The organism is Rhizobium sp. BK377, from assembly GCF_014193935.1.
Lineage (GTDB): Bacteria > Pseudomonadota > Alphaproteobacteria > Rhizobiales > Rhizobiaceae > Rhizobium.
This window is the reverse complement of record NZ_JACIAC010000010.1, coordinates 15,362-38,810: the sequence shown is the minus strand read 5'-3', so window position 1 is coordinate 38,810 and position 23,449 is coordinate 15,362. Positions and strand designations below refer to the sequence as shown.

The following is a 23,449-nucleotide window of genomic DNA, read 5'->3' as shown; positions in this document are numbered from 1 at the left end:
GCGTAACATAGTTGACAGCGCTGTCAAATCGGATTTGCTAGCGCTGTCAACTAGGATTATCGCGATAGATATTTCGCAATTGCGAGATGGATTACGGATCAATATGAATTGTTCTGTTAGAGCGAGAGGACAATGCGAAGAATAACTTTGGATGATGTGGCAAATCTGGCTGGCGTCAGCCCTATCACGGTTTCACGCGTACTTCGCAAGCCCGACGCGGTCTCGGAGGCGCTGCGGCGGCGCGTGAATGCCGCCATTCAGGAGCTCGGTTATGTCCCCAACATCGCGGCCAGCCGACTTGCCTCATCGCGCACGCATGCAATCGGCGTCATTGTGCCAACCCTCTACAACGTGATCTTTGCCGAATATCTTTTTGCGCTGCACGACGTGCTTGTCGGTGCCGGCTTCCAGGTGATCGTCGTCAACAGCCGGTATTCGGAGCAGGAGGAGGAGAATGCCATCAAGGTATTGCTCGGCCAGCGGGTTGAAGCAATCATTATCGCCGGCATTCATCATACGCAGCTTGCCCATCAGCTTCTGACGCGGGCACATTTGCCCGTCGTCGAGACGTTCGAGTTGTCGCCCGATCCGATCGATCTCAATATCGGCATGCTGCAGGATCGCGCCGGGCAGGCGGCAACGCAGCATCTCATCGACCGCGGCTTCAACCGTGTTGCCTTTCTGGCAGGCAATCTCGACCATCGCTCCCAGTCGCGCTTCGACGGCTATCGCCTGGCGATGCAGGAAGCAGGCCTGGAGAACCTTGAGATCGTCACCCAGCGGCCGCGGCACAGCTCGGTTGCGCTCGGCTCCGACCTCCTGACCTTAATGCATGAACGTGGCGACCGCCCGGAAGCGATCTTCTGCACCGACGACAACGTGGCGCTCGGCGCCATGCAGGAGTGCCGCAAGCGCGGCATCCGCGTGCCAGACGATATCGCCATAATCGGCTTTCATGATCTGGAATTTTCCGCCTGCGCGTCACCGTCCCTCTCATCGATCATGACGAGACGTTTCGAAACGGGCAAACTTGCCGCCGAAAAGGTGCTGGCGGCCCTCAATTCGACGAGCCGCCAGCCACCGAACCAGATCGATCTTGGCTTCGAGGTCATCGCACGCGAAAGTACAGGCGTTACCGTCGAGGCTTCGAGCTAAGCCGCAGCCTGAACCTTGCTCTTGGCGATCTTGACGGGAACGCCCTTGTAACTTGGTGTGCCTGACTTGCGATCGTAGTGATCGAGCGCGATCACCGCATTCATTTCCGGATAATAGCCCGCCACCGAACCGACGGGGATACTATATTCGACCGCGGTGAACCCGATGACGGTCTTCCCGCCGCCGTTGCTGGTCGCTGAACGGATATCGATCCGGTCTCCATCACGCAGGCCTCGTTCGGCAAGATCCTGACTGCTCATGAAGATGACGTCACGGCGGCCGAAAATGCCGCGATAGCGATCGTCGAGACCATAGACCGTCGTATTGTATTGGTCGTGGCTGCGCAGCGTCGTCAGCACCAATGTCGTCGGGTCCTTCAGGCGGGGATCTTCGTCAAGACCGGGTGCGACAAGGAAGTTGGCCTTTCCGCTCGCCGTCTTCCAGACACGATAGGAGGCCGAAACATCGAGCCGGAAGCCGCCGCGGACCCGGACGCGGCTGTTGAACTCGTGAAAATCCGGAAAGACCACTTCGATCTTTTCGCGGATGCGATCATAATCGGCGACCAGCCCGTTCCAGTCGATGTCGTATTTTGTACCGAGTGTGGCCATCGCAATGCCGGCGATGATGGCGGGTTCGGATTTCAGCGACTCGCTCGGCGGCTGGAGGAAGCCGCGCGAGGCATGCACCATCGACATGGAGTCTTCCACCGTCACGGACTGTGGGCCTGACGCCTGGGTGTCGAGGTCGGTCCGCCCGAGGCAGGGAAGGATGATCGATGTCTTTGCCGTTAGGAGATGCGAGCGGTTGAGCTTGGTGGCGATATGGACAGCAAGATCAAGCCTGCGCATCGCCTGGAAGGTGACGTCAGGATCTGACATGGCGACAGCCAGATTGCCGCCGAGGCAGATCAGCGCTTTGGATTTGCCGGCCGCAATCGCCTCAATGGATTCGACCGCGTTGTGGCCCTTCTCTGCAGAAGGACGAAAACCGAAGGCGCGCTCCATACCGTCGAGCAGCGCCTTGTTCGGGATTTCGGTGATGCCGACGGTCCTGTCGCCCTGCACATTGGAGTGACCGCGCAGCGGGCAGAGTCCGGCGCCCAGGCGGCCGACATTACCGCGCAGCATCAGGAAATTGGCAAGCTGCTGGACATTCGCCGTTCCGTTGGCATGCTGTGTGATCCCCATGCCATAGCAAAGAATGACGTTGCGGGCATTGAGATAGACATCGACGGCGCTGTTCAGCGCCTCCATGGTAAGGCCGGACACGCTGAGGATATCGGCCCAGCCGGTTTTGGCGAGATCCTCCTTCAGGGCATCGATACCGATGGTGTGTTCGGCAATGAAAGCCCGGTCGAGAACACCTTCGCCCCCGACCGCAAGATCTGCCTCGTCGCGCTCGAAGATCAACTTCATCAGACCCTTTAGGGCGGCAAGGTCGCCGCCGGTGCGCAGCTGATGATAGGCTGATGCAATGCGCGTCGAGGATAGGGTCACCATCTCCACCGGATTTTGCGGCGCGGCAAAACGCTCGAGCGCCCGCTCTTTCAAGGGGTTGAAGACGATGATCGGCACGCCGCGGCGCGAGGCCTCGTGCAAGGTCGTCATCATTCGGGGATGGTTGGTTCCGGGATTGTGGCCGAAGCTGAAGATTGCATCGGCCTCGTCAAAATCCTCAAGCGTCACCGTGCCTTTGCCGACGCCCAAAGACAGCGGCAGGCCGACGCTGGTCGCCTCATGGCACATGTTGGAGCAATCTGGGAAATTGTTCGTGCCATAGGCGCGCACGAAAAGCTGATAGAGAAAAGCCGCCTCGTTGGAGGCGCGGCCCGATGTATAGAATTCGGCCTCGTTGGGGCTCGCTAGCTTGTTGAGTTCCGCACCAATCAAGCTGAAGGCATCATCCCAGTCGATCGCTTCATATTTATCCGTGGCGCTATTGTATTTCAGCGGATGCGTCAGCCGCCCCTGGTCTTCGAGCTTGTGATCGATCCATTCCCAAAGCTCTGAGACAGTGTGTTCGGCAAAGAATTCCGGCGCGACGCGCCGGGCTGTCGATTCCCAGGTGATGGCCTTTGCACCGTTTTCGCAGAATTCGAAGGATGAGGTATGCTTGGGATCGGGCCAGGCACAGCCGGGACAGTCGAAGCCGTCGGGCTGGTTTGCCCTAAGGAGGGTCGTACTTCCCTGCCCAACGATCTGCTGATGCCTCAGCGTTTTCGCCACCGCTTTCAGCGCATCCCATCCGCCTGCGGGGTGACTGTACGCTTCGACGCCTTCCGGACGCTTGTCGCTCATCTTCGCTCTCCGTCTTCAAGATAGCCCGAGGATAACCGCGAGTGTCGGGGCGGTGCATTATACTGAGGCATAGGTAGCCAGTTGTCGACAAGTGTAGGAATGCGGGCAGGATTGCACATATATAAAGCAAATAGATCATTATTTCATCAACTTCATAAAATGCCTAATAAATTGCCTTTTTGCCTTGTCGGCCTTGTTGCATTGCGTCATAAATGTCGCATGAGCCGGCTCGATCTGACCATCCTTGTGATCGATGAAAATACCATTCGCGCCTCCATCATCGAAGAGGGGCTGCGAGAGGCTGGTCATGCGCGCGTCACTGTCATTCACGAGGTTCAGGGTGTGGCGCGTATTATCGATACGCTGAGGCCCGACGTCATTATCATCGATATCGAGAACCCCAATCGGGACATGATGGAGCATCTGTTCCAGCTGACCCGTACCGTCGGCAGACCGATTGCCATGTTCGTCGACCGCTCCGACACGGCCTCCATTGAGGCCGCGGTGGATGCCGGGGTGTCGGCCTACATCGTCGACGGGTTGAAGAAGGAGCGCGTCAAACCCATTCTTGACATGGCGGTCAGCCGCTTCAATGCCTTCAGCCGGCTGCAGCGCGAACTTGCCGATGCCAAGTCAGCCCTGGAGGAACGCAAGATCGTCGAACGCGCCAAGGGCATATTGATGAAGATGCGCGGCCTGTCGGAGGAGGAAGCGTTTGCATTGCTTCGTCAGACGGCAATGAACGAAAAAAAGAAGATGTCCGACATCGCCCAGAGCGTCGTGACCGCGGCAGGGCTTTTGATGTGATGGCCGGTCTGGTTGCGACTGTCCGGAGGAAGCCGGAGTGAACATGATGACGAAAAGCCCTGATCCCGATGCCGGCCCGCCCGCACCCGCCCGCGCCAACGGCGAAGGTTCCAGAACTCTGCGGGCCGGCTTCATTCCGCTCATCGACGCTTCCGTGCTCATCACCGCAGCGGAATTCGGCTTTGCCAAGCGGGAGGGCTTGACGCTGGATCTCGTCAAGGACGTCTCCTGGGCAAACATCCGCGACCGCCTCGCTTTCCGGCAGTTCGATATCGCCCACATGCTCTCGCCGATGCCCGTTGCCTCCATGCTCGGCCTCGGCTCGAATCCGTCACCGACGATTACTCCCTTCTCTCTCGGACGCGGCGGCAACGCAATCACGCTGTCGACCCGTCTGTTCGACAGGATGAAGGATGCAGCGCACCTGTCGGAAAACGCCAGCGCCCTTGAAAACGCCGAGGCACTGGCAACGGTGCTGGCGGCAATGAAGGCAAGCGGCGAGCCGCTGCCAACCTTCGGCGTCACCTATCCCTTTTCCTCGCATAATTATGAATTCCGCTACTGGCTCGCCGCCGGCGGCATCGATCCGGACAAGGACGTCAAACTCGTCGTCGTGCCGCCGCCGCTGACCTCCGACGCGCTGGCCGCTGGCGCGATCGATGGCTTCTGTGTCGGCGCACCCTGGAATATGGTGGCTTCAGAGCGTGGCGTCGGCCGTATCGTCGCCGCCAAACAGGATATCTGGCCATCTGCGCCGGAAAAGGTGATCGGCATGCGCCCGGAATGGGCGGACAGCCATCCGGAAACGGTCTCTCGACTGATCGTCGCCCTCGATGCTGCGGCCCGCTGGTGCGACCGGCCGGAAAACCACGATGCGCTTGCCGAGGCCCTCGCGGATCCCCGCTATATTGCAGCACCGGTTCACATCATCCGCCATGTGCTGGCAGGCGAATTCAGCCTCGATGCAAAAGGGAACCGGCGCATCATCGACAATTACTTCATGTTCCATTCGGGCTTTGCCAATTATCCGCGCACGAGCCAGGCGCTGTGGATCTATAGCCAGATGATCCGCTGGGGTCAGACCGAACTCGGACTCAACCCCGCACGCGCGGCCGCTTCCGCCTACCGCCCGGACCTTTACCGCACGGCCCTTGGCGAGGGCAGCGCACCTAGCGATGCCGACGTTCGTATCGAGGGCGCCGACGAAAACGACCGCTTCATGGACGGCCATGTTTTCGATCCGTCGAAACTGCCTGACTACATTGCGGGATTTGCGGTAAAGAGCGCCCTGCCCTTCGTTCCGCTTGCTGATGAAGCCTGAATCGGTCGCTGCATTGCATAAATCACTTGCAGCATTTTCGACCGGCGACTGAGCAATCGCACAAAAGTTTTGCACAGCGATTTCGTGCTTTGAAAATCAGCAGCAGCGCAAGCCGAAGAATTTCCCTTTTATTTCAATGATCTGCAGCAACGACAACAGACTGGCACGATGCTTGCAGGGATAAAATTGTACTGGTCAAGGGCGACCGGAGCAGGATTTGGGCGCCATAGGCGCTCATCAGAGACACAGAATTACTCTTGAGCAATCTGCTACCGATTGTTTGAGGCAAATAGGCCACCAGGCCATGAATTCGGCGTCCAACGACGGGCGCCACCAGCAAAGCCGCTGATCAGGATATCTCGCGCAGCTCGTGCATGCGTGTCCTGACCAGCGGCTTTTTGTTTTAACCCCCAGCGATGGATCGGCACGACCTAAGTCGGGCCACGGAGAAGCCATGTCTGTCATCGAGAAAGCGCAGCCCATGTCCGCCGGCGAACCAGCCAAAGCACTGTGGATCTCCACGGTCGCCTTCACTCTCTGTTTTGCCGTCTGGACGATCTTTGCGATCATCGGCATTCGCATCAAGCAGGAACTCGGGCTGAATGAAGCCGAGTTCGGATTGCTGGTCGGCACCCCCGTGCTCACCGGCTCGCTCGTGCGCATCGTCCTTGGAATCTGGACGGGACGGTACGGCGGCCGTCTTGTTTATACGCTCACGATGCTTGCCGCCGCATTGGCGACTTTTCTGCTCTCCTACGCTCACACCTATACACAGATGCTGATCGCCGGCCTCGGTGTCGGGCTTGCCGGCGGCTCCTTCGCGGTCGGTGTCGCCTACGTCTCGCCTTTCTTCCCGGCAGAGAAGCAGGGAACGGCGCTCGGCATCTTCGGCGCGGGCAATGTCGGCGCGGCCGTGACCAAGTTCGCGGCCCCCTTCGTGCTCCTCGCATGGGGCTGGCAGGCGGTCGCCGAGATCTGGGCCGTCGGCCTGGCGCTGATGGCAATCGTCTTCTGGTTCACCACGACCGATGATCCGGCTTTCCGTCTTCGCCGTGAACGCGGTGTCGCCTCCAAGAGCCTCGCCCAGGAATTCGCGCCGCTGCAGAACATTCAGGTCTGGCGCTTCTCACTCTACTATTTCTTCGCCTTCGGAGGCTTCGTCGCTTTGTCCTTGTGGCTGCCGCGCTATCTGGTCGGCGTCTACGGCTTCAACCTGGAAACTGCCGGCATGATCGCCGCCGCCTATTCCATCCCCGGCAGCATCTTCCGCGCCTTCGGCGGCATGCTCTCGGACAAGAAGGGCGCGCGCAGCGTGATGTACGCAATGTTTGCCGTATCGGCAGTCGCCACCCTTATCCTGTCGCTGCCAGCAACCGCCATCACCCCAGTCATCTTTATCGTCGTCATATTCGTGCTCGGCTTCTTCATGAGCCTCGGCAAGGCTGCCGTCTACAAGCACATTCCGGCCTATTACCCGGAGAGCGTCGGCGCAGTCGGTGGCATTGTCGGGATGATGGGCGGTCTCGGCGGCTTCATCCTGCCGATCGCCTTCGGCCTCCTCAAGGACATGACCGGCCTTTGGTCGAGCTGCTTCCTGCTGCTCTTCGCGATCGTCGCGATCTCGCTGATCTGGATGCACCTCTCCGTAAAACAACTGTCGCGCCAAGGGCACTCCGCGCCCGTGGCTGCAACCTGATCCAGGGACTAGTAAAACATGACCGAAAAACTCGTCATCATCGGCAATGGCATGGCGCCTGGGCGCATGCTGGAGCACCTCCTCGAACGGGCGCCCGGACGCTATGACGTCACGATCTTCAACGCCGAGCCGCGCGTCAATTACGACCGAATCATGCTGTCGCCGGTTCTCTCGGGAGAAAAAGACTACGAGCAGATCATCATTCACGGTGACGGCTGGTACATCAAGCACGGCATCACGCTCTACAAAGGCCACAGGGTCGTCAAGATCGACCGTGACGCCAAGACCGTCACGTCCGACCACGGCGTCGTCGAAAATTACGACAAGCTGGTAATCGCTACCGGTTCCGTGCCTTTCATCATCCCGGTCCCGGGCAAGGACCTGCCCGGCGTCATCACCTATCGCGACCTCGACGACGTGCAGGCCATGCTGCTTGCCGCTCAGTCGCGTGAAAAAGCCGTCGTCATCGGCGGCGGCCTGCTTGGCCTCGAAGCGGCGGCCGGTCTTGCCCAGCGCGGCATGGACGTGACCGTGCTGCACGTCATGCCGACGTTGATGGAGCGCCAACTCGATCCTGCTGCCGGCTATCTGCTGCAGAAAGCGGTCGAGGAACGCGGCATCAAGGTCATCTGCAAGGCCAATACCAAGGCGATCATCGGCAATGGCAAGGTCGAAGGCATCGAACTCGATGATGGCCGCATTATCCCGGCGACTCTCGTCGTTATGGCCGTCGGCATTCGCCCCAGTGTCGGCCTCGCGAAAGAAGCCGGCCTTGCGGTCAATCGCGGCATCGTCGTGGATGCCGGCATGCAGACATCGGACGGCGATATTTTTGCGCTTGGCGAATGCGCCGAGGTGGGCGGCATGGTCTATGGCCTGGTTGCACCCCTCTATGAAATGGCCCGCGTCGCCGCCGCGCATCTCTCAGGCGATCGCTCGCCTGCCTTCGTTCACGCCGATACGCCGACCAAGCTCAAGGTTACCGGCATCGAACTTTATTCGCTCGGCGATTTCGCCGACGGCGACGACCGCGAGGAAATCGTGCTGCGCGATGCTTCAGCTGGCGTCTACAAGCGTCTGGTGCTGAAGGATAACAAGATCATCGGCACGGTACTTTACGGCGAGACTGCCGATGGCGCCTGGTTCAATGACCTGAAGAAGAAAGCGACCGATATTTCCGAGATGCGCGAGACGCTGATCTTCGGACAGGCCTATCAGGGAGGGTCGCCGCTGGACCCTATGGCGGCCGTTGCAGCCTTGCCGGATGACGCGGAGATCTGTGGCTGCAACGGCGTATGCAAGGGTAAGATCACCTCGACGATCACGGCCAAGGGGCTGACGTCGCTCGACGACGTGCGCGCCCACACCAAGGCATCCGCCTCGTGCGGCTCCTGTACCGGGCTTGTCGAGCAACTCATGGCACTGACGCTCGGCGACGGCTACAATCCGGCTGCCGTTCAGCCGATGTGCACCTGCACCGAACTCGGCCATGACGATGTCCGCCGGCTGATCAAGGCGAAGGGGCTGAAGAGCATCCCGGCCGTCATGCAGGAGCTCGAATGGAAGACTTCCTGTGGCTGTGCCAAATGTCGCCCCGCGCTCAACTATTACCTCGTCTGCGACTGGCCGGATGAGTATGCCGACGATTACCAGTCGCGCTTCATCAACGAACGCGTTCACGCCAACATCCAGAAGGATGGCACCTATTCCGTCGTGCCACGCATGTGGGGAGGAGTGACCAGTTCGGGCGAACTGCGCGCCATCGCCGATGTCGTCGACAAGTTCGCGATCCCGATGGTCAAAGTGACCGGCGGCCAGCGCATCGACCTGCTCGGCGTCGAAAAGGAAGACCTGCCGGCGGTCTGGGCCGATCTCGGCAAAGCAGGCTTTATCTCCGGCCAAGCCTATGCCAAGGGCCTGCGCACGGTAAAGACCTGCGTCGGCTCCGACTGGTGCCGCTTCGGGACGCAGGATTCCACCGGCCTCGGCATCCGCATCGAAAAGTTCATGTGGGGCTCCTGGACACCGGCCAAATTGAAGATGGCAGTCTCCGGATGTCCGCGGAACTGTGCGGAGGCCACCTGCAAGGATATCGGCGTCATCTGCGTGGATTCCGGCTTCGAGATCCATTTCGCCGGTGCTGCAGGCCTCGACATCAAGGGCACGGAGGTGCTCGGCCTTGTCAAGACCGAGGACGAAGCGCTCGAACATATCGTGGCGCTGACCCAGATGTACCGCGAACAGGCCCGTTATCTCGAACGCATCTACAAATGGGCCAAGCGCATCGGCCTTGATGAGATCCGCCGGCAGATCATGGAGGATCACGACAAGCGCAAGGCTTATTACGAGCGCTTCGTCTTTTCCCAGAAATTCGCGCAGGTCGATCCCTGGTCGGAGCGCGTCTCCGGCAAGGACAAGCACGAATTCCGGCCGATGGCGACCATCGGCTTCAGTCAGGCGGCAGAGTGAGGAGATCAACCATGAACTGGCATCCTATCGGCGAGATCTCCGATATTCCTCTGCGCGGCTCCCGCTGCGTAAAGACCCCGCATATGAATATCGCCGTCTTCCGCACGAGCGAGAACGAGGTCTATGCGATCGAAAACCGCTGCCCACATAAGGGCGGCCCGCTTTCGGAAGGCATCGTGCACGGCAATGCCGTCACCTGCCCCCTGCACAACTGGGTGATCTCGCTGGAGACCGGTAAGGCGCTCGGTGCAGACGACGGTGCGGTGCGCACCGTTCCGCTCAGGAACGAGGGCGGCACGCTCTATGTCGCGCTCGAAAGCCTTGTCATGGCGGCGGAATGATGGGAGCGGAAGTCAAGACCACCTGTCCCTACTGCGGTGTCGGCTGCGGCGTGATCGCCAAGGTGGATGAGACCGGCACCGTAACGGTGAAGGGCGACCCTGAACATCCGGCCAATTTCGGCCGGCTCTGCTCCAAGGGTTCGGCGCTTGCCGAAACGATCGATCTCGATGGTCGCCTGCTCCATCCTGAAATCAAGGGCAGACAGGCAAGCTGGGATGAGGCGCTCGATCTTGTCGCCAGCAGGTTTTCCGAGACCATTGCCGAACATGGTCCCGATTCCGTCGCCTTCTACGTCTCGGGACAGCTTCTGACAGAAGACTATTACGTCGCCAACAAGCTGATGAAGGGCTTCATCGGCTCCGCCAATATCGACACCAATTCCCGCCTCTGCATGTCCTCCTCGGTCGCCGGCCATCGCCGCGCTTTCGGCTCGGATACGGTGCCCGGCCTCTATGAGGATCTGGAACTTGCCGATCTCGTCATACTGACCGGGTCCAACCTCGCCTGGTGCCATCCCGTCATCTACCAGCGGCTGGCAGCCGCCAAGGCTGCCCGGCCGGGCCTGAAGATCATCGTCATCGATCCGCGCCGGACGATGACCTGCGACATCGCCGACCTGCATCTGGCCATCCGTCCGGATGGAGACGTCGCGCTCTTCATGGGACTGCTTGCCCATCTCGCGGCAAGTTCTGCCATCGACCAGAACTATATCGGTGCCCATACGAAAGGGTTTGGAGAGGCCTTTGCCGCTGCCGCCGCATTAACGGTAGACGACCTGCTTGAGCGTACTGGCCTGCCGGCCATGCAGGTGAGGGAATTCTTCCGCCTGTTCGAGATGACTGAAAAGGTCGTCACCTGCTACAGCCAGGGCGTCAACCAGTCCGCTTCCGGCACCGACAAGGTTAATGCCATAATCAATTGCCATCTCGCGACGGGGCGTATCGGCCGGCCCGGCATGGGGCCGTTCTCGCTGACGGGACAGCCGAATGCCATGGGCGGCCGCGAGGTCGGTGGCCTGGCCAATATGCTGGCTGCCCATATGGCGATGGAAAACACTGATGATCGTGACCGTGTGCAGCGTTTTTGGAATGCGCCTGCTATTGCCGCCAAACCCGGCCTGAAGGCTGTCGATCTGTTTCGGGCCGTCGAGGAGGGTCGCGTCAAGGCGCTCTGGATCATGGCGACCAATCCGGTCGTCTCCCTGCCGGATGCACGGCGCGTCGAGGCGGCGATTGCCGCCTGCCCCTTCGTGGTCGTCTCCGACATGCTGCGCGAGACCGATACGACGCGGCATGCGCATGTGCTGCTGCCCTCCCTCGGTTGGGGCGAGAAGGACGGAACGGTTACCAATTCGGAACGCCGCATATCGAGGCAACGCCCCTTTCTCGTTTCTCCGGGACAGGCACGCGCCGACTGGTGGCAGATGGCAGAAGTCGGCCGCCGGATGGGCTTTTCCGCCTTCGACTACACGTCTCCGGCCGATATTTTCGCCGAACACGCGGCACTCTCCGCTTTCGAGAATGACGGCAGCCGCGACTTCGATATCGGCGCCTACGCCGAGACGCAAGCGCCAGCTTATGATGCGCTGAAGCCGTTCCAGTGGCCGCAGCCTTTTGGAACGGAGAAAAGGGAAACGCGGTTCTTCGCTGAGGGCGGTTTCTTCCATTCCGATCGCAAGGCGCGTTTCGTTGCCGTAGAAGCACCGGCAACCGACAGAACAGATTCAGCCTATCCGTTCACGCTGAATACGGGTCGCATCCGTGACCAGTGGCACACCATGACACGGACAGGAAAGAGTGCGCGGCTGTCATCCCATATCGCCGAGCCCTTTGCGGAAATCCATCCGCGCGACGCGATGGAACTCGGCGTGGCTGACGCCGCCCTCGTGCAGATCGAAAGCGGCTATGGCAAGGCGATCATCCGCGCGCTGGTAACCGACCGGCAGGCACGCGGCAGCGTCTTCGTGCCGATGCACTGGAGCGACCAGAATTCCGCTGAGGCGCGGATCGGCGCCGTCGTCAAACCCGCAACGGATCCCGTTTCGGGGCAGCCTGCCTCGAAGAATGTCGCGGTTGCCGTCAGCCGCTATCGCGCTGCCACTTACGGCTTCGCCGTCAGCAAGGCAAAGCCTGATGTGGCAGACGCGGATTATTGGGCACTCGCCAAGGCCGATGGCGGCTGGCGGCTGGAGCTTGCCTTCCGTGACGGCATCGAAGACTGGGCGGCCTGGTGCCGAAAAAGCTTCGGCATTGCCGACCATATCGAGCCACTGGGTTATGCCGACCAGCAATCGGGCGACCGTCGCATCGCCTTCTTCGACGGAGAGAGACTGCTTGCCGCGCTCTTTCTTGGAAGAGAGCCGGTTGCCGTCGCGCGCAGCTGGGCGGTGTCGCAGCTGACTGCCGATCACAGCAATCTGCGTCGCCGCTTTGCCATCATCGCCGGCCGGCCGGGCGCCGACAGGCCGGATCCGGGTGCGACCGTCTGTTCCTGCTTCAGCGTCGGCGTCAACCAGATCGTCGCCGCCGTCCGCTCCGGCTGCCGCAGCGTCGACGCGATCGGCAACGAACTCAAGGCCGGTACCAATTGCGGTTCGTGCCGCGCCGAAATCAGGGGGATCATCAATGCCTGTGTTGCAGACGCTGCCGAATGATGTTGCCGACCGGGCGCCTGCCCGCATGGCGCCGCTCGCCAAGCTGCCGGTCTTCTGGTCGCTTGCCGGACAACGGGTGATCGTTGCCGGCGGCTCGGATGCCTGTGCCTGGAAGGCGGAACTGCTGGCCGCATGCGGTGCGAAGGTCGATATCCATGCCGAGCACCTCGGCGAAGCCTGCATCACCCTCATTGAGCGCGGCTCATCGCATCCGGATGGTGCGCTTATCCACCATCCGACGGCGTGGCGTGAAGATATCCTTGCAGGTGCGGCGCTTGCCATAGCGGACTGCGAAGATGAGGCGGAGGCTCGAACATTTTTTGAAGCGGCTCAGCGAGCCAGCGTTCCCGTCAACATCATCGACAAGCCGGCTTTCTGCCAGTTCCAGTTCGGCTCCATCGTCAACCGCTCACCCGTCGTGGTGTCGATCTCGACGGATGGAGCCGCCCCCATTCTCGCCCAGGCCATTCGCCGCCGCATCGAGACGCTGCTGCCGGCATCCCTGAAATCCTGGGCAGCCATTGCCCAGTCACTGCGCGAGGAGATTGCCCTTCGTCTGAAGCCTGGCGCAGAGCGCCGCGCCTTCTGGGAGCGTTTTGTCGATCGCGCTTTCGGAGCTGAGCCGACGGAAGCAAGCGCTCGCGATCTGCTTGCCGATATGAGACGACCGGCTCAGGCGCGTCCTGTTGGACGGGTGACGCTTGTCGGCGCTGGTCCGGGCGATGCGGAATATCTGACGCTAAAGGCCGTGCGGGCATTGCAGGCCGCCGACGTCATCCTGTTCGATGATCTGGTGTCGGACGAGGTTCTGGAGCTGGCGCGGCGCGAGGCAAAGCGCCTGCTCGTCGGCAAACGCGGCGGGCGAACGAGCTGCCGCCAGGAAGATATCAACGAGATGATGCTGACTTTCGCCAAGGCCGGCAAGAACGTTGCCCGGCTGAAATCCGGCGACCCCATGATCTTCGGCCGCGCCGGCGAGGAAATTGCCTATCTGAAGCAGCATAATGTCCCGGTCGAGGTCATCCCCGGCATCACGGCGGCGAGCGCCATGGCATCACGACTTGGTGTTTCCCTCACCCACCGCGATCATGCGCAGAGCGTGCAGTTCGTCACGGGACATTCGCGCCATGGCAGCCTGCCCGAAACGATCGACTGGCAGGCTATCGCGGACACAAGAAAAACGACGATCTTCTACATGGGTGGACGGACAGCAGGAGCAATCCAGAACAGGCTGATCGATGCTGGCCTCGATACAAGAACGCCCGTCGTGATCGTCAGCTCTGTCGCCAATAGCGACGAGCGGCGCTGGGCCGGCAGTCTGGACGGTCTTTCTTCGGCCATAGCGGAAATCGGCCTCGACCGGCCAGTACTGATCGGCGTCGGAGAGGTTTTTGGCGCTTGCGATCTGATGGCTGAAGCCGATCTGCCGTTTGTTGCCCGGGCTTAAGGACGCGCCGGAGCGGCGAACAGAACCTTGCTTCGTCAACCTCACGCGGCGGTTAGGCCATTTTCCAGTAACGCCTTGAGATCGCGAACGGGCGGCGCTCCAAACTGGCGGGCATATTCCCTCGTGAACTGCGTGACGCTCTCGTAGCCGACGGAATAGGCGGCCGAACTGGCCGGAACGCCTTCCGAAATCATCTGCCTTCGCGCTTCGATCAGGCGCAATTGCTTCTGGAACTGAAGTGGTGACAATGTGGTCACCGCGCGGAAATGCTGATGAAATGACGAAAGGCTCATGCCTGCCGTCTCGGCAAGCTCATTCACCCTTAAGGGACGAGCAAAGCCTTCGCGGATGATGGCAACGGCACGACCAATTCTCTCAGCGTGGCCATCTGTCTGACCGAGCGCCCGGATTGAGGCTCCGTGCTTGCCGGTCATTAGCCAGAAGTGCATCTCCCTTAGATGCTGCCTCGCCAGGATCGGCATGGCTGAAGGCCGATCGATCAGGCCCATCAGCCTGGCGGCGATGTCCGCGACCTCAGTTTCCGTCGGGTCTACGTTAACGGGCTTCGAGGTCGAAGCTGTCACCGGACCAATTTCCGTACCGATTTCGCGGATCATGGCGAGGTCGAGTTCGAGAACGAGAGAATAATAGGGAGCAATGCGACTTGCCATCGTGATCTGGCTCACCGTGGGAACGTCGGCGGTGATCAAGAGACTATCGCCTGCGCCGAAATCGAACGTCTCCGGCCCGATGCTCACTTTCTTTCGACCCTGGAGAACCAGCGCAACCAGAGGTCTGTTGATCGCAAACTGGATTTCGCTTGGGCTCAGGGCGCGGATAGCCGTGAGACCGGCGATCGGGGTCACTGCCACTCCGAATCGATCGACATTGATATCTGCATGACGGCGGACGATCTCCAGCAAGCTCATCAAACCCCCGCGATAATAGAGAAAAAGGCAACTCAAAATTGGCGGTCGGCCTTCACCAACGCCAGACTAGCAAGCCTTTCGGCCGTATCGCAAGTGCATGGGACGATGCAACTCCTCGCTTTCGGAGAAATAGGCAATTCGTTTGGAGAAATAGGCAGCAGTTCCGGTTAGGCTGGAGGCATTGTGTCAATCAGCAGTCATCGCAAAAGGAGTTGACCTATGACGACGATCTCACTCGTAACCGGCGGTAGCCGCGGCCTTGGACGCAACACCGCAGTCAGCATCGCCAAGCATGGTGGCGACGTAATTTTGACGTACCGAAACGGCGCGGAAGAAGCCAACGCTGTCGTGGCCGAAATTGAAGCTCTCGGCCACAAAGCAGTGGCGCTGCAGCTCGACGTCGGTACCACATCGGCATTCCCAGCCTTCGCGGAAGCCGTTCGATCCGCCCTGACTGTGACCTGGTCGCGCTCCAGCTTCGATCACCTCATCAACAATGCCGGTCATGGCGAGATGGCAAGTTTCGCGGAGACCACGGAAGTGCAATTCGACAATCTCTTCAATGTCCACGTTAAGGGCGTCTTCTTCCTGACCCAGACCCTGCTCCCTCTCCTTGTAGACGGCGGCCGTATCGTCAACTTCTCGTCCGGTCTCACCCGCGTTTCCTATCCGGGGTTTTCGGCCTACTCCGCAGCGAAAGGCGCGGTCGAAACTCTGACGCTCTACATGGCGAAAGAGCTTGGAAGCCGTGGCATTACGGCGAATACGGTCGCCCCGGGTGCGATTGCGACAGATTTCCTGGGCGGCGCGGTTCGCGACACGCCAGCCTATAACGAGGCGTTCGCAAACATGATCGCCCTTGGCCGCGTCGGTCTGCCGGACGATATCGGCCCGATGATCGCCAGCTTGATTGGCCCTGACAACGGGTGGGTCACGGCACAACGCATTGAAGTGTCCGGCGGCCAAAATATCTAGTCAGCCAGGGCCGGTTCGGCGTTCCGCTGGGCCGGTCTTGAATGCCTTGAATACAAGCCGCCCTTTCGCGAGGACTTTCTTGTTCTTTGAGGCAGGACAAGGCGGCAGCCTTCAATACCAGCATCGTCGGGAGGGCACCGTGGACTCGGTTGAGCCATCCTCGGCGGCATTTAACGTCCTGCATCGCGAAATATTTAAGGATATTTTCGCAGTAAGATCAATAATTTATACTCTCTTCTCGCTTTATTTTGGTTGAATCAGTTTTGCTTTAGACCAGTGTTTGTTTCGCTCTAATGCGAGTTCGTCATACACGCCACGATCTAATCCGTGACATTCGGTAGTGTTTTGCTCAAACATTTTGCGGCATTGTCCGATTCCCTTTAGGCGACACGAGATCTCACATGCCCTCGAGACTGAATCGCAAATTGCAGCTGCCCCGCCGCGACGACCTCGGCCTTCTGACAATCGCCAATGGCTCCGGCCTTTCCATATCAGCGCTGCCGAACGGCACACTGTTTTCCGTCGACTATGCCGATAGCCTCGGATCGGTACAGATCAACCAGATCCAGGGGTCGCCGCTCTCAGGCGGCGTCGGACGCCTCTATCTGCGGATCGGTGGCAGGAAGCCTGCCGTTGCAGAGATCGTCGGACCACGGGCGCAGGGTCGCTTTGGCCATAGTGAGGCAGGCTTCTCCTGGAGTGGCGAAGTCGCAGACATCCGCTATCACGTGAGCCTGATGCTTGCCCCTTCCGAAACGACATGGTTCTGGCATGTCACGCTTGCGCATTCCGGTACGGAAAAACTACAGGCCGATCTCGTGCTGGTTCAGGATATCGGCCTCGGCGACCGCGGTTTCCTGATGAACAGCGAGGCCTATGCCTCACAATATATCGACCATCATATTGCCGAACATCCAGCCTTCGGCCCTGTAGTGATGAACCGGCAGAACCTCAAGCAGGGCGGCGGGCGCAATCCGTGGCTCGCGCAGGGTTGCCTCGAAGGTGTAGCTGCTTACTCCACCGATGCGATCCAACTGGTCAAATCGGCCGCTGGCGAGGACGATCTTCTCGTCGGCCCCTTCGGCAGCAACCTGCCGAGCCAGCGCCGGCAACATGAAATGGCCTGCCCGGCCCTTCAGTCGAAGCCGCTTTCCACTTCAGCCGAAGGCGTGACCGCGACCTTCTTCGGCCTGTTCCTCAACGATCATCAGGCGGCATCCGACAATGCCGATCTTTCCCGCCTTGATCATCTGAAAGTTCCCGAAGCGAGGGCAACCGGGGCGGCCGAGCAAGTGCCGCCGCGCAGTATCCTGCAGGATGCCCGGCTGCTGGCGGTAGAAACGCTTGACGACAAAGCGCTTGCCCGACTCTACCCTGATCGCATGCTCGAAGAGCGCGTAGACGGAAAGCTGCTGTCCTTCTTCGTGCCCGAAGGCGCTCTCAATCGCCACGTGGTTCTGCGGGAAAAGGAACTGCAGGTCGCACGCCGCCATGGAGCAATCGTGCGCAGCGGCCAGAACATGTTGCTTGACGATGTCACCCTGGCCTCGACCTGCTGGATGCAGGGCATCTTTGCCGCACAGCTGACGATCGGCAATACATCCTTCCACAAGCTGTTTTCCGTCTCCCGCGATCCCTACAATCTGACGCGCACCAGCGGATTGCGCATCCTTGCCGATGTCGGCCACGGCTGGCAGCTTCTCGGCGTGCCCTCGGTCTTCGACATGGGCCTCAGCGACTGCCGCTGGATCTATCGGCTTGCCGACCGCACCATCACCGTGACAGCCGCGGCCTCCGGCGAAGATCCCGCCATGCAATGGGCGATTTCCGTCGAGGGTAAAGCGTGCCGCTTCCTGGTCTTCGGCCACCTCGTTCTCGGCGAGCGGGAATATGACACGAGCGGCTACGCCGAATTCGACGACGATGCCAAGCGCATTCTCTTTCGCCCGGACCCGCATTGGCTATGGGGTGAGCGTTTTCCCGATGCCAGCTATTGGCTTGTGAGCTCCACACCAGATGCCGTTGAGGCGATCGGCGGTGACGAGCTTCTCTATGAGGATGGCGCCGCTCGCAACGGTGCCTTCATTGCGGTGCGGTCTAAGGAAACGCAATCGCTGTCCTTGACGGTCGTCGGATCGATGAGGGACAAGGTGGAGGCTGAACGCCTGGCAGATCGTTACGCAGGCGGCGTGACGCAAGAAGCGATGCTGGCTCCGGCTTCGCGTTTCTGGCGGGAGACAATCCGCGGCCTGACGTTCGACAAACCCGGAGCCGATGCCGTGGCCCATGCCGCGATCCTGCCCTGGCTGGCGCATGACGCAATCGTGCACCTGAGCGTGCCGCACGGGCTGGAGCAATATACCGGTGCTGCCTGGGGCACGCGCGACGCCTGCCAGGGACCGGTCGAGTTCCTGCTTGCCTATGAGCATGATCGCGAATGCAAGGAAGTCGTGAAGACTGTCTTCAGCGAGCAATACCTCGAAAAGGGCGACTGGCCGCAATGGTTCATGCTGGAGCCCTATTCCAACATCCGCTCCGGCGACAGCCACGGTGATATCATCGTCTGGCCGCTGAAGGCGCTCTGCGACTATATCGAAGCGACCGGTGACCTTGCCATCCTCGATGAAGAGGCGGCCTGGCGCGATGACAAGACTATGGGCAGAGCACCATCCGATACGATCGCCGTCCATGTCGACAAGCTCCTCGATACGGTGCGCGAACGCTTCATTCCCGGCACGCATCTGATCCGCTATGGCGAGGGCGACTGGAACGATTCTTTGCAGCCGGCCGACCCGCACTTGCGCGACTGGATGGTGAGCAGCTGGACGATTTCCCTGCTCTATGAACAGATCGTGCGTTATTCCGCCATCCTGCGCCGTATCGGCAAAGGCGCCGACGCCACCGAACTGCGCAAGATCGCCACCGCCATGCGGCGCGACTTCAACAAGCACCTGATCCGCGATGGCGTTGTCGCCGGTTACGGCATCTTCGACCCCGCCCACGACGGCGTCGAGCTGCTGCTGCATCCCGATGACCAACGCACGGGCCTGCACTATTCGCTGATCTCGATGACGCAGGCGATGCTCGGCAAGCTCTTCACACCGGAGCAGCGGCAGGCGCATATGAAGCTGATCGAAAAGCACCTGCTTTTTCCTGATGGCGTCCGCCTGATGGAGAAACCTGCGACCTATGCCGGTGGCCCGGAAACGCTGTTCCGGCGTGCGGAATCCTCTTCCTTCTTCGGCCGCGAGATCGGCCTCATGTATGTGCATGCGCATCTGCGTTACTGCGAGACGCTCGCCATCGCCGAGAATGCGAAGGCGCTCTGGAAAACGATCGGCCTCGTCAACCCGATCGCCGTCACCGACGCCCTGCCGCATGCGTCGCTGCGCCAGCGCAACACCTATTTCAGCAGCAGCGATGCCGCCTTCCTTGACCGCTATCAGGCGATGACCAACTGGGATCAGGTCAAGAAAGGCGAAATCGATATCGACGGCGGCTGGCGTATTTATTCCAGCGGCCCCGGCCTCTATGCCCGCAGCTTCATCGAAAACATCCTCGGCTTCAAACGCCGCTTCGGACGGCGTAAGCGTGAACCGCTGCTGCCGTCATCCGCCTCGATCGCGATCAGGACGGATCATGCGCCTTGGCGCCGGTTGAACGCCCCGTCGAAGGCACCGAAGCGAAAGGGTTAAAGCAATTCCAGGAAAAGTGGGAGCCGGTTTTCCGTCCGGAATTGCGAAAAAACAATAGGATAGAGCGCCTCCTCGGATTCCGCATGCCGGAGGCGCTCTACTAGAAGATGGCTTCGTGCACCCGTCGGAAAGGCTTCAGCTGATCGCAGGGCCTGCATAGGATGCATAGAGTGCCTAGGCATTTTCCCACGCCCTCTGGAAAATGTCAGATTCATTAGCTGTCATATATGGCTGACATTTCTCACGTAGGCGAGCGAGAAACCTATGCATTCTATGCATCCTATGCAGTGAAGACACAGTACCGCTCTATTTCCACCTCTGTGGGACTGTAATTGGCCGGTATCAAATCGGGCATCATCGCCGCACACTTGCCAATGACACGTGCTCCTTCATCAGCGCAGGGAACGCACCTCAATCATCGCTCTGCTTCATTTTTTCGAGGCGACATCAATCATTTACCCGATCGCTCGTTTGTTTATCGATAAAAACATTTGTTTCAGGCAAAATAGATGATAACGTTTCAACTAAATTGAATGCATGACGGCAACAGTCAATGTTTGGGAGGACATGACATGACCAGCAGCAGTAGATTTGCGCCCGAAATCCGTCGTCGCACCCTTCTTGCCGGCGCAGGAAGCGCTGCGCTCTTGGCCGTCAGCGGAGCGGGACGGGCTCAGGATTCAATCAGCGGCGAACTCGTCGTTCTGAACTGGATCGGCGGCTCCGAACTCGAGATGATGCATTCGATCCAGAAGGCCTTTCTGGCGAAATATCCCAATGTCACGATCCGCGAGGTCGCCATCACTGGCCAGGGTGACATGCGCGGCGGCATCCGCACCGCGCTGATGGGCGGCGAAGTCGTTGACGTGCTCTTCAACACTTGGCCGGCCTTCCGCAAGGAACTTGCCGATGCCGATATGCTCCGGCCGATCGACGATCAGTGGAAATCCTTCGGTTGGGACAAACTCATCAGCCAATCGTGGAAGGATCTCGGATCTATTGGCGATAAGACCTATGGCCTGACTTACACGTTCGGGGACCGTTCAGGCATCTGGTACAAGAAGGAGCATCTCGCTAAGGCCGGTATTGCCGAACCGCCGAAGACCTGGGACGAATTTGTCGCCTCCTTCGCGAAGCTTACAAAGGCAGGCTACGCGGCTCCGGTCGCGATCCCCGGCAAATATTGGGCACATGCCGAATGGTTCGAAACCCTGCTGCTGAGAACCGCGGGCGTCGAGACGGCGACGAAGCTTGGCGCTCATGAGATCCCGTGGACCGATCCCGCTGTGAAGACGGCGCTGACGAAATATGCGCAGATGCTGACCACCGGCTGCTGTGGCGCCCCAAACACGATGCTTGCCAATGACTGGGACGGTGAGGCCGACCAGATCTTCCAGGCCGATGCCAAGAACTATCTGCTGATCGGCATGTGGTTGAACAATCGTGCCAAGAACGATTACAAGCTCACCGAAGGCAAGGATTACGGTCTCTTCCAGTTCCCGTCGCTCGGGATGGGCCATGACGATACGTCGAGCGTCGACGCCAAGGAGCTACTGGTGACGACGAATGGCCCCAATCCGAAGGCGGCGGACGCCTTCCTCGATTTCTGGACGAGTGCCGAGGCCGCCAACATTCTTGCCAAAGCCGGCTATGCTTCACCGAGCAGCAATGTCGATGCCTCGCTCTATGGCGAAGCGCAGAAGGTGGCGACACAGGCGGTCGCAAGCTCGAGGCTGCAATTCGTGCTCGGCGACCTGCTGCCCGGCGATCTCGTCGACGAGTATCGCGTGCAGTTGCAAAAATTCCTGCAGGATCCGTCCGATGCCAATATCGACACTGTCCTTGCGGCTATAGAGACAAAGGCCAAGGGTTCCTACTGATGGCTGACACCTCCGCTTCCCCGGTGCGGGAAGCGGCGGGCGTGATGCAGGGTTCTCCGCCGGCAGCTGGCATCAGAAGCCATCGGCGTCTGCTCAGGAACACGCCCGCCGCGCTTATCCTGATTGCGCCGGTTCTCGTATTGTTTGCGATCGCCGTGATCTACCCGCTGGTCGAGACGATCCGGCTGAGCTTCTGGGATATCCAGGGGCTCAAGAAACCAGCCTTTATCGGCTTCGGAAATTATACGCGGCTCTTCGCCGACGCGGCTTTCCGCAACACGCTGCTGACGACCTTGATCTTCACCATCGGCACGACTGCGATCTCGGTGGCGATCGGCTGGGTTCTGGCGATGCTGTGCGCTTTTGCACCACAGCAGACCCTGCCCTTCCGCGTGATGATCTTCGCGGCCTTCGGCATTTCGGAAGCGGTTTCCGGCTATATGTGGATCGGCATTTACAGGCCGGATGCCGGCGGTCTGCTCAATTCACTGATCCAGCTCCTGGGCTTTCCGGGCTTCGCGCACGCCTGGTTGGGTGACGCCAACACGGCCCTCTGGGCGCTGATCGTCGCGGCCTCCTGGAGCGGTGTCGGACTGCCGCTGATGCTGATCTTCGCCGCCATCCAGGCGATCCCTAAATCCGTGCTTGAAGCCGCCTATATGGATGGTGCCAAGCCGCTCTCGACCATGCGACACATCATGATGCCGCTGTCGATGCCGGGCGTGCGCGTCGCCGTCTTCATCAATCTCCTGTCGGCTCTGCGCGCCTTCGACATTATCTATATCCTGACTGGCGGCGGACCGGTGCGCTCGACGGAGACTGTCGGCTATTTCATGTACCGGGAATCCATGACGCAGTTCAAACTGGGCTATGGTGCGGCCGCTACCGTCATCCTGCTGCTTGCAGTCCTGATCGTCTCCATCCCCGCTATCATCCAGCGAACGGCAGGTGCGAAATGACCGGCAAAGCACCTCGCTGGATTATCGCCGTCGTCGGCATCGTCGCCTTCATCTGGGTGATCCCGATCATCGGCATCGTCGTCACCTCGTTGCGCCCGCCCGAGGGCGTCTCGCTCGGCTGGTGGCGCTTTGATCATTTCGATCTCACCCTCGATGCCTGGCGTCGCGTCTGGGACAAATATCCGCTCGCAGACTCCATGTGGGTGACGATGAAGACGGCTGGTCTCGCGACGGCGCTCACCATGCTGCTGACGCCGGCGGCGGCCTATGCCTTCCACTTCCTGACATTCCCATTCCGCCGATTGCTGCTGATCATCATCATCAATGCATTCGTGCTGCCGCAACAGGTCGTCATCATTCCGCTCTTCACGCTTTGGCGCGATATGGGGTTGATCGACAACATCCTATCAGTGCTGATCCCCTATGTCGGGCTCTCTTTCGCCTGGTCGATCTTCCTCGTTAAAAACTTCTTCGAGGATTTTCCGCGCGAACTCGTGGAGGCCGCCAAGATCGACGGCTGCGGGCCGCTGGCAACCTTCCGCCATGTGGTGCTGCCGAACAGTCTGTCGCCGATCTTTGCCGTCGGCATCCTGCAGTTCCTCTGGACATGGAATGCCCTGTTGCTGCCGATGCTCTTTCTGCGCAGTGATGTTCCCCTCCCTGTGCTGCTCGCCCGTATCTCCGGCAGCTACGAGATCAATTGGGACCTGAGATCGGTGGCGGCCATCATCACCACCATCGTTCCCCTGCTCGTCTTCCTCGTCTTCCAACGTCAGTTCGCCGCCGGCTCCCAGACAAGCACCGGCGCAAAGGAATAGGAC

The 23,449-nt window shown here is 60.0% G+C and carries 15 protein-coding genes; 13 read left to right on the top strand and 2 right to left on the bottom strand.

Going from position 1 to position 23,449, the window contains the following annotated elements:
- Window positions 1–132: 132 nt before the first annotated feature.
- Window positions 133–1,155, top strand: coding sequence for a LacI family DNA-binding transcriptional regulator (locus tag FHT92_RS27620; RefSeq protein WP_183831224.1), 1,023 nt, complete (start codon window positions 133–135; stop codon window positions 1,153–1,155).
- Here FHT92_RS27620 and FHT92_RS27615 read toward each other — a convergent pair.
- On the bottom strand, window positions 1,152–3,455 hold the full coding sequence (locus tag FHT92_RS27615) for an FdhF/YdeP family oxidoreductase (protein ID WP_183831222.1): 2,304 nt from the start codon (window positions 3,453–3,455) through the stop codon (window positions 1,152–1,154). The genes FHT92_RS27620 and FHT92_RS27615 overlap by 4 nt on opposite strands.
- A 219-nt stretch (window positions 3,456–3,674) precedes the next feature.
- On the opposite strand from FHT92_RS27615, the gene FHT92_RS27610 reads away from it, so the two are divergent.
- The 7 genes from FHT92_RS27610 to cysG all read left to right on the top strand — a co-directional run bounded on the left by FHT92_RS27610 (window position 3,675) and on the right by cysG (window position 14,190).
- On the top strand, window positions 3,675–4,262 hold the full coding sequence (locus FHT92_RS27610; RefSeq protein WP_183743346.1) for an ANTAR domain-containing response regulator: 588 nt from the start codon (window positions 3,675–3,677) through the stop codon (window positions 4,260–4,262).
- 43 nt (window positions 4,263–4,305) lie between these two features.
- Window positions 4,306–5,583: a CmpA/NrtA family ABC transporter substrate-binding protein gene (locus tag FHT92_RS27605; protein ID WP_210278629.1), complete on the top strand. Its 1,278-nt coding sequence runs from the start codon at window positions 4,306–4,308 to the stop codon at window positions 5,581–5,583.
- 454 nt (window positions 5,584–6,037) lie between these two features.
- Window positions 6,038–7,279 (top strand): MFS transporter, encoded by a 1,242-nt coding sequence (locus tag FHT92_RS27600; protein WP_183831218.1) that lies wholly within the window; start codon window positions 6,038–6,040, stop codon window positions 7,277–7,279.
- Window positions 7,280–7,297: 18 nt separating this feature from the next.
- Window positions 7,298–9,748: a nitrite reductase large subunit NirB gene (gene nirB / locus FHT92_RS27595; RefSeq protein WP_183831216.1), complete on the top strand. Its 2,451-nt coding sequence runs from the start codon at window positions 7,298–7,300 to the stop codon at window positions 9,746–9,748.
- Window positions 9,749–9,759: 11 nt separating this feature from the next.
- Complete coding sequence (gene nirD / locus FHT92_RS27590) at window positions 9,760–10,089, top strand: nitrite reductase small subunit NirD (protein WP_183743353.1); 330 nt, start codon at window positions 9,760–9,762, stop codon at window positions 10,087–10,089.
- The gene (locus tag FHT92_RS27585) at window positions 10,089–12,743 is read left to right on the top strand and encodes a nitrate reductase (RefSeq protein WP_183831315.1); all 2,655 of its coding nucleotides are present in this window, start codon (window positions 10,089–10,091) and stop codon (window positions 12,741–12,743) included. The genes nirD and FHT92_RS27585 overlap by 1 nt, the downstream gene beginning before the upstream one ends.
- Window positions 12,715–14,190, top strand: coding sequence for a siroheme synthase CysG (cysG, locus tag FHT92_RS27580; RefSeq protein WP_183831214.1), 1,476 nt, complete (start codon window positions 12,715–12,717; stop codon window positions 14,188–14,190). The genes FHT92_RS27585 and cysG overlap by 29 nt, the downstream gene beginning before the upstream one ends.
- Window positions 14,191–14,231: 41 nt before the next feature.
- Here cysG and FHT92_RS27575 read toward each other — a convergent pair whose 3' ends face one another.
- Complete coding sequence (locus FHT92_RS27575) at window positions 14,232–15,119, bottom strand: AraC family transcriptional regulator (RefSeq protein ID WP_183743357.1); 888 nt, start codon at window positions 15,117–15,119, stop codon at window positions 14,232–14,234.
- Window positions 15,120–15,338: 219 nt separating this feature from the next.
- Between FHT92_RS27575 and FHT92_RS27570 the strand changes: the two genes are divergently transcribed.
- The 5 genes from FHT92_RS27570 to FHT92_RS27550 all read left to right on the top strand — a co-directional run bounded on the left by FHT92_RS27570 (window position 15,339) and on the right by FHT92_RS27550 (window position 23,446).
- Entirely contained in the window at window positions 15,339–16,094 is a 756-nt protein-coding gene (locus tag FHT92_RS27570) for an SDR family NAD(P)-dependent oxidoreductase (RefSeq protein ID WP_183743359.1), read from the top strand.
- A 401-nt stretch (window positions 16,095–16,495) separates the two neighbouring features.
- On the top strand, window positions 16,496–19,789 hold the full coding sequence (locus FHT92_RS27565) for a GH36-type glycosyl hydrolase domain-containing protein (RefSeq protein ID WP_183831213.1): 3,294 nt from the start codon (window positions 16,496–16,498) through the stop codon (window positions 19,787–19,789).
- 572 nt (window positions 19,790–20,361) lie between these two features.
- A complete protein-coding gene (locus FHT92_RS27560; protein WP_183831211.1) occupies window positions 20,362–21,669 on the top strand; it encodes an ABC transporter substrate-binding protein in 1,308 nt (435 codons plus the stop codon).
- On the top strand, window positions 21,669–22,628 hold the full coding sequence (locus FHT92_RS27555) for a carbohydrate ABC transporter permease (protein WP_183743365.1): 960 nt from the start codon (window positions 21,669–21,671) through the stop codon (window positions 22,626–22,628). The genes FHT92_RS27560 and FHT92_RS27555 overlap by 1 nt, the downstream gene beginning before the upstream one ends.
- Complete coding sequence (locus tag FHT92_RS27550) at window positions 22,625–23,446, top strand: carbohydrate ABC transporter permease (RefSeq protein WP_183831209.1); 822 nt, start codon at window positions 22,625–22,627, stop codon at window positions 23,444–23,446. The genes FHT92_RS27555 and FHT92_RS27550 overlap by 4 nt, the downstream gene beginning before the upstream one ends.
- Window positions 23,447–23,449: the final 3 nt, after the last annotated feature.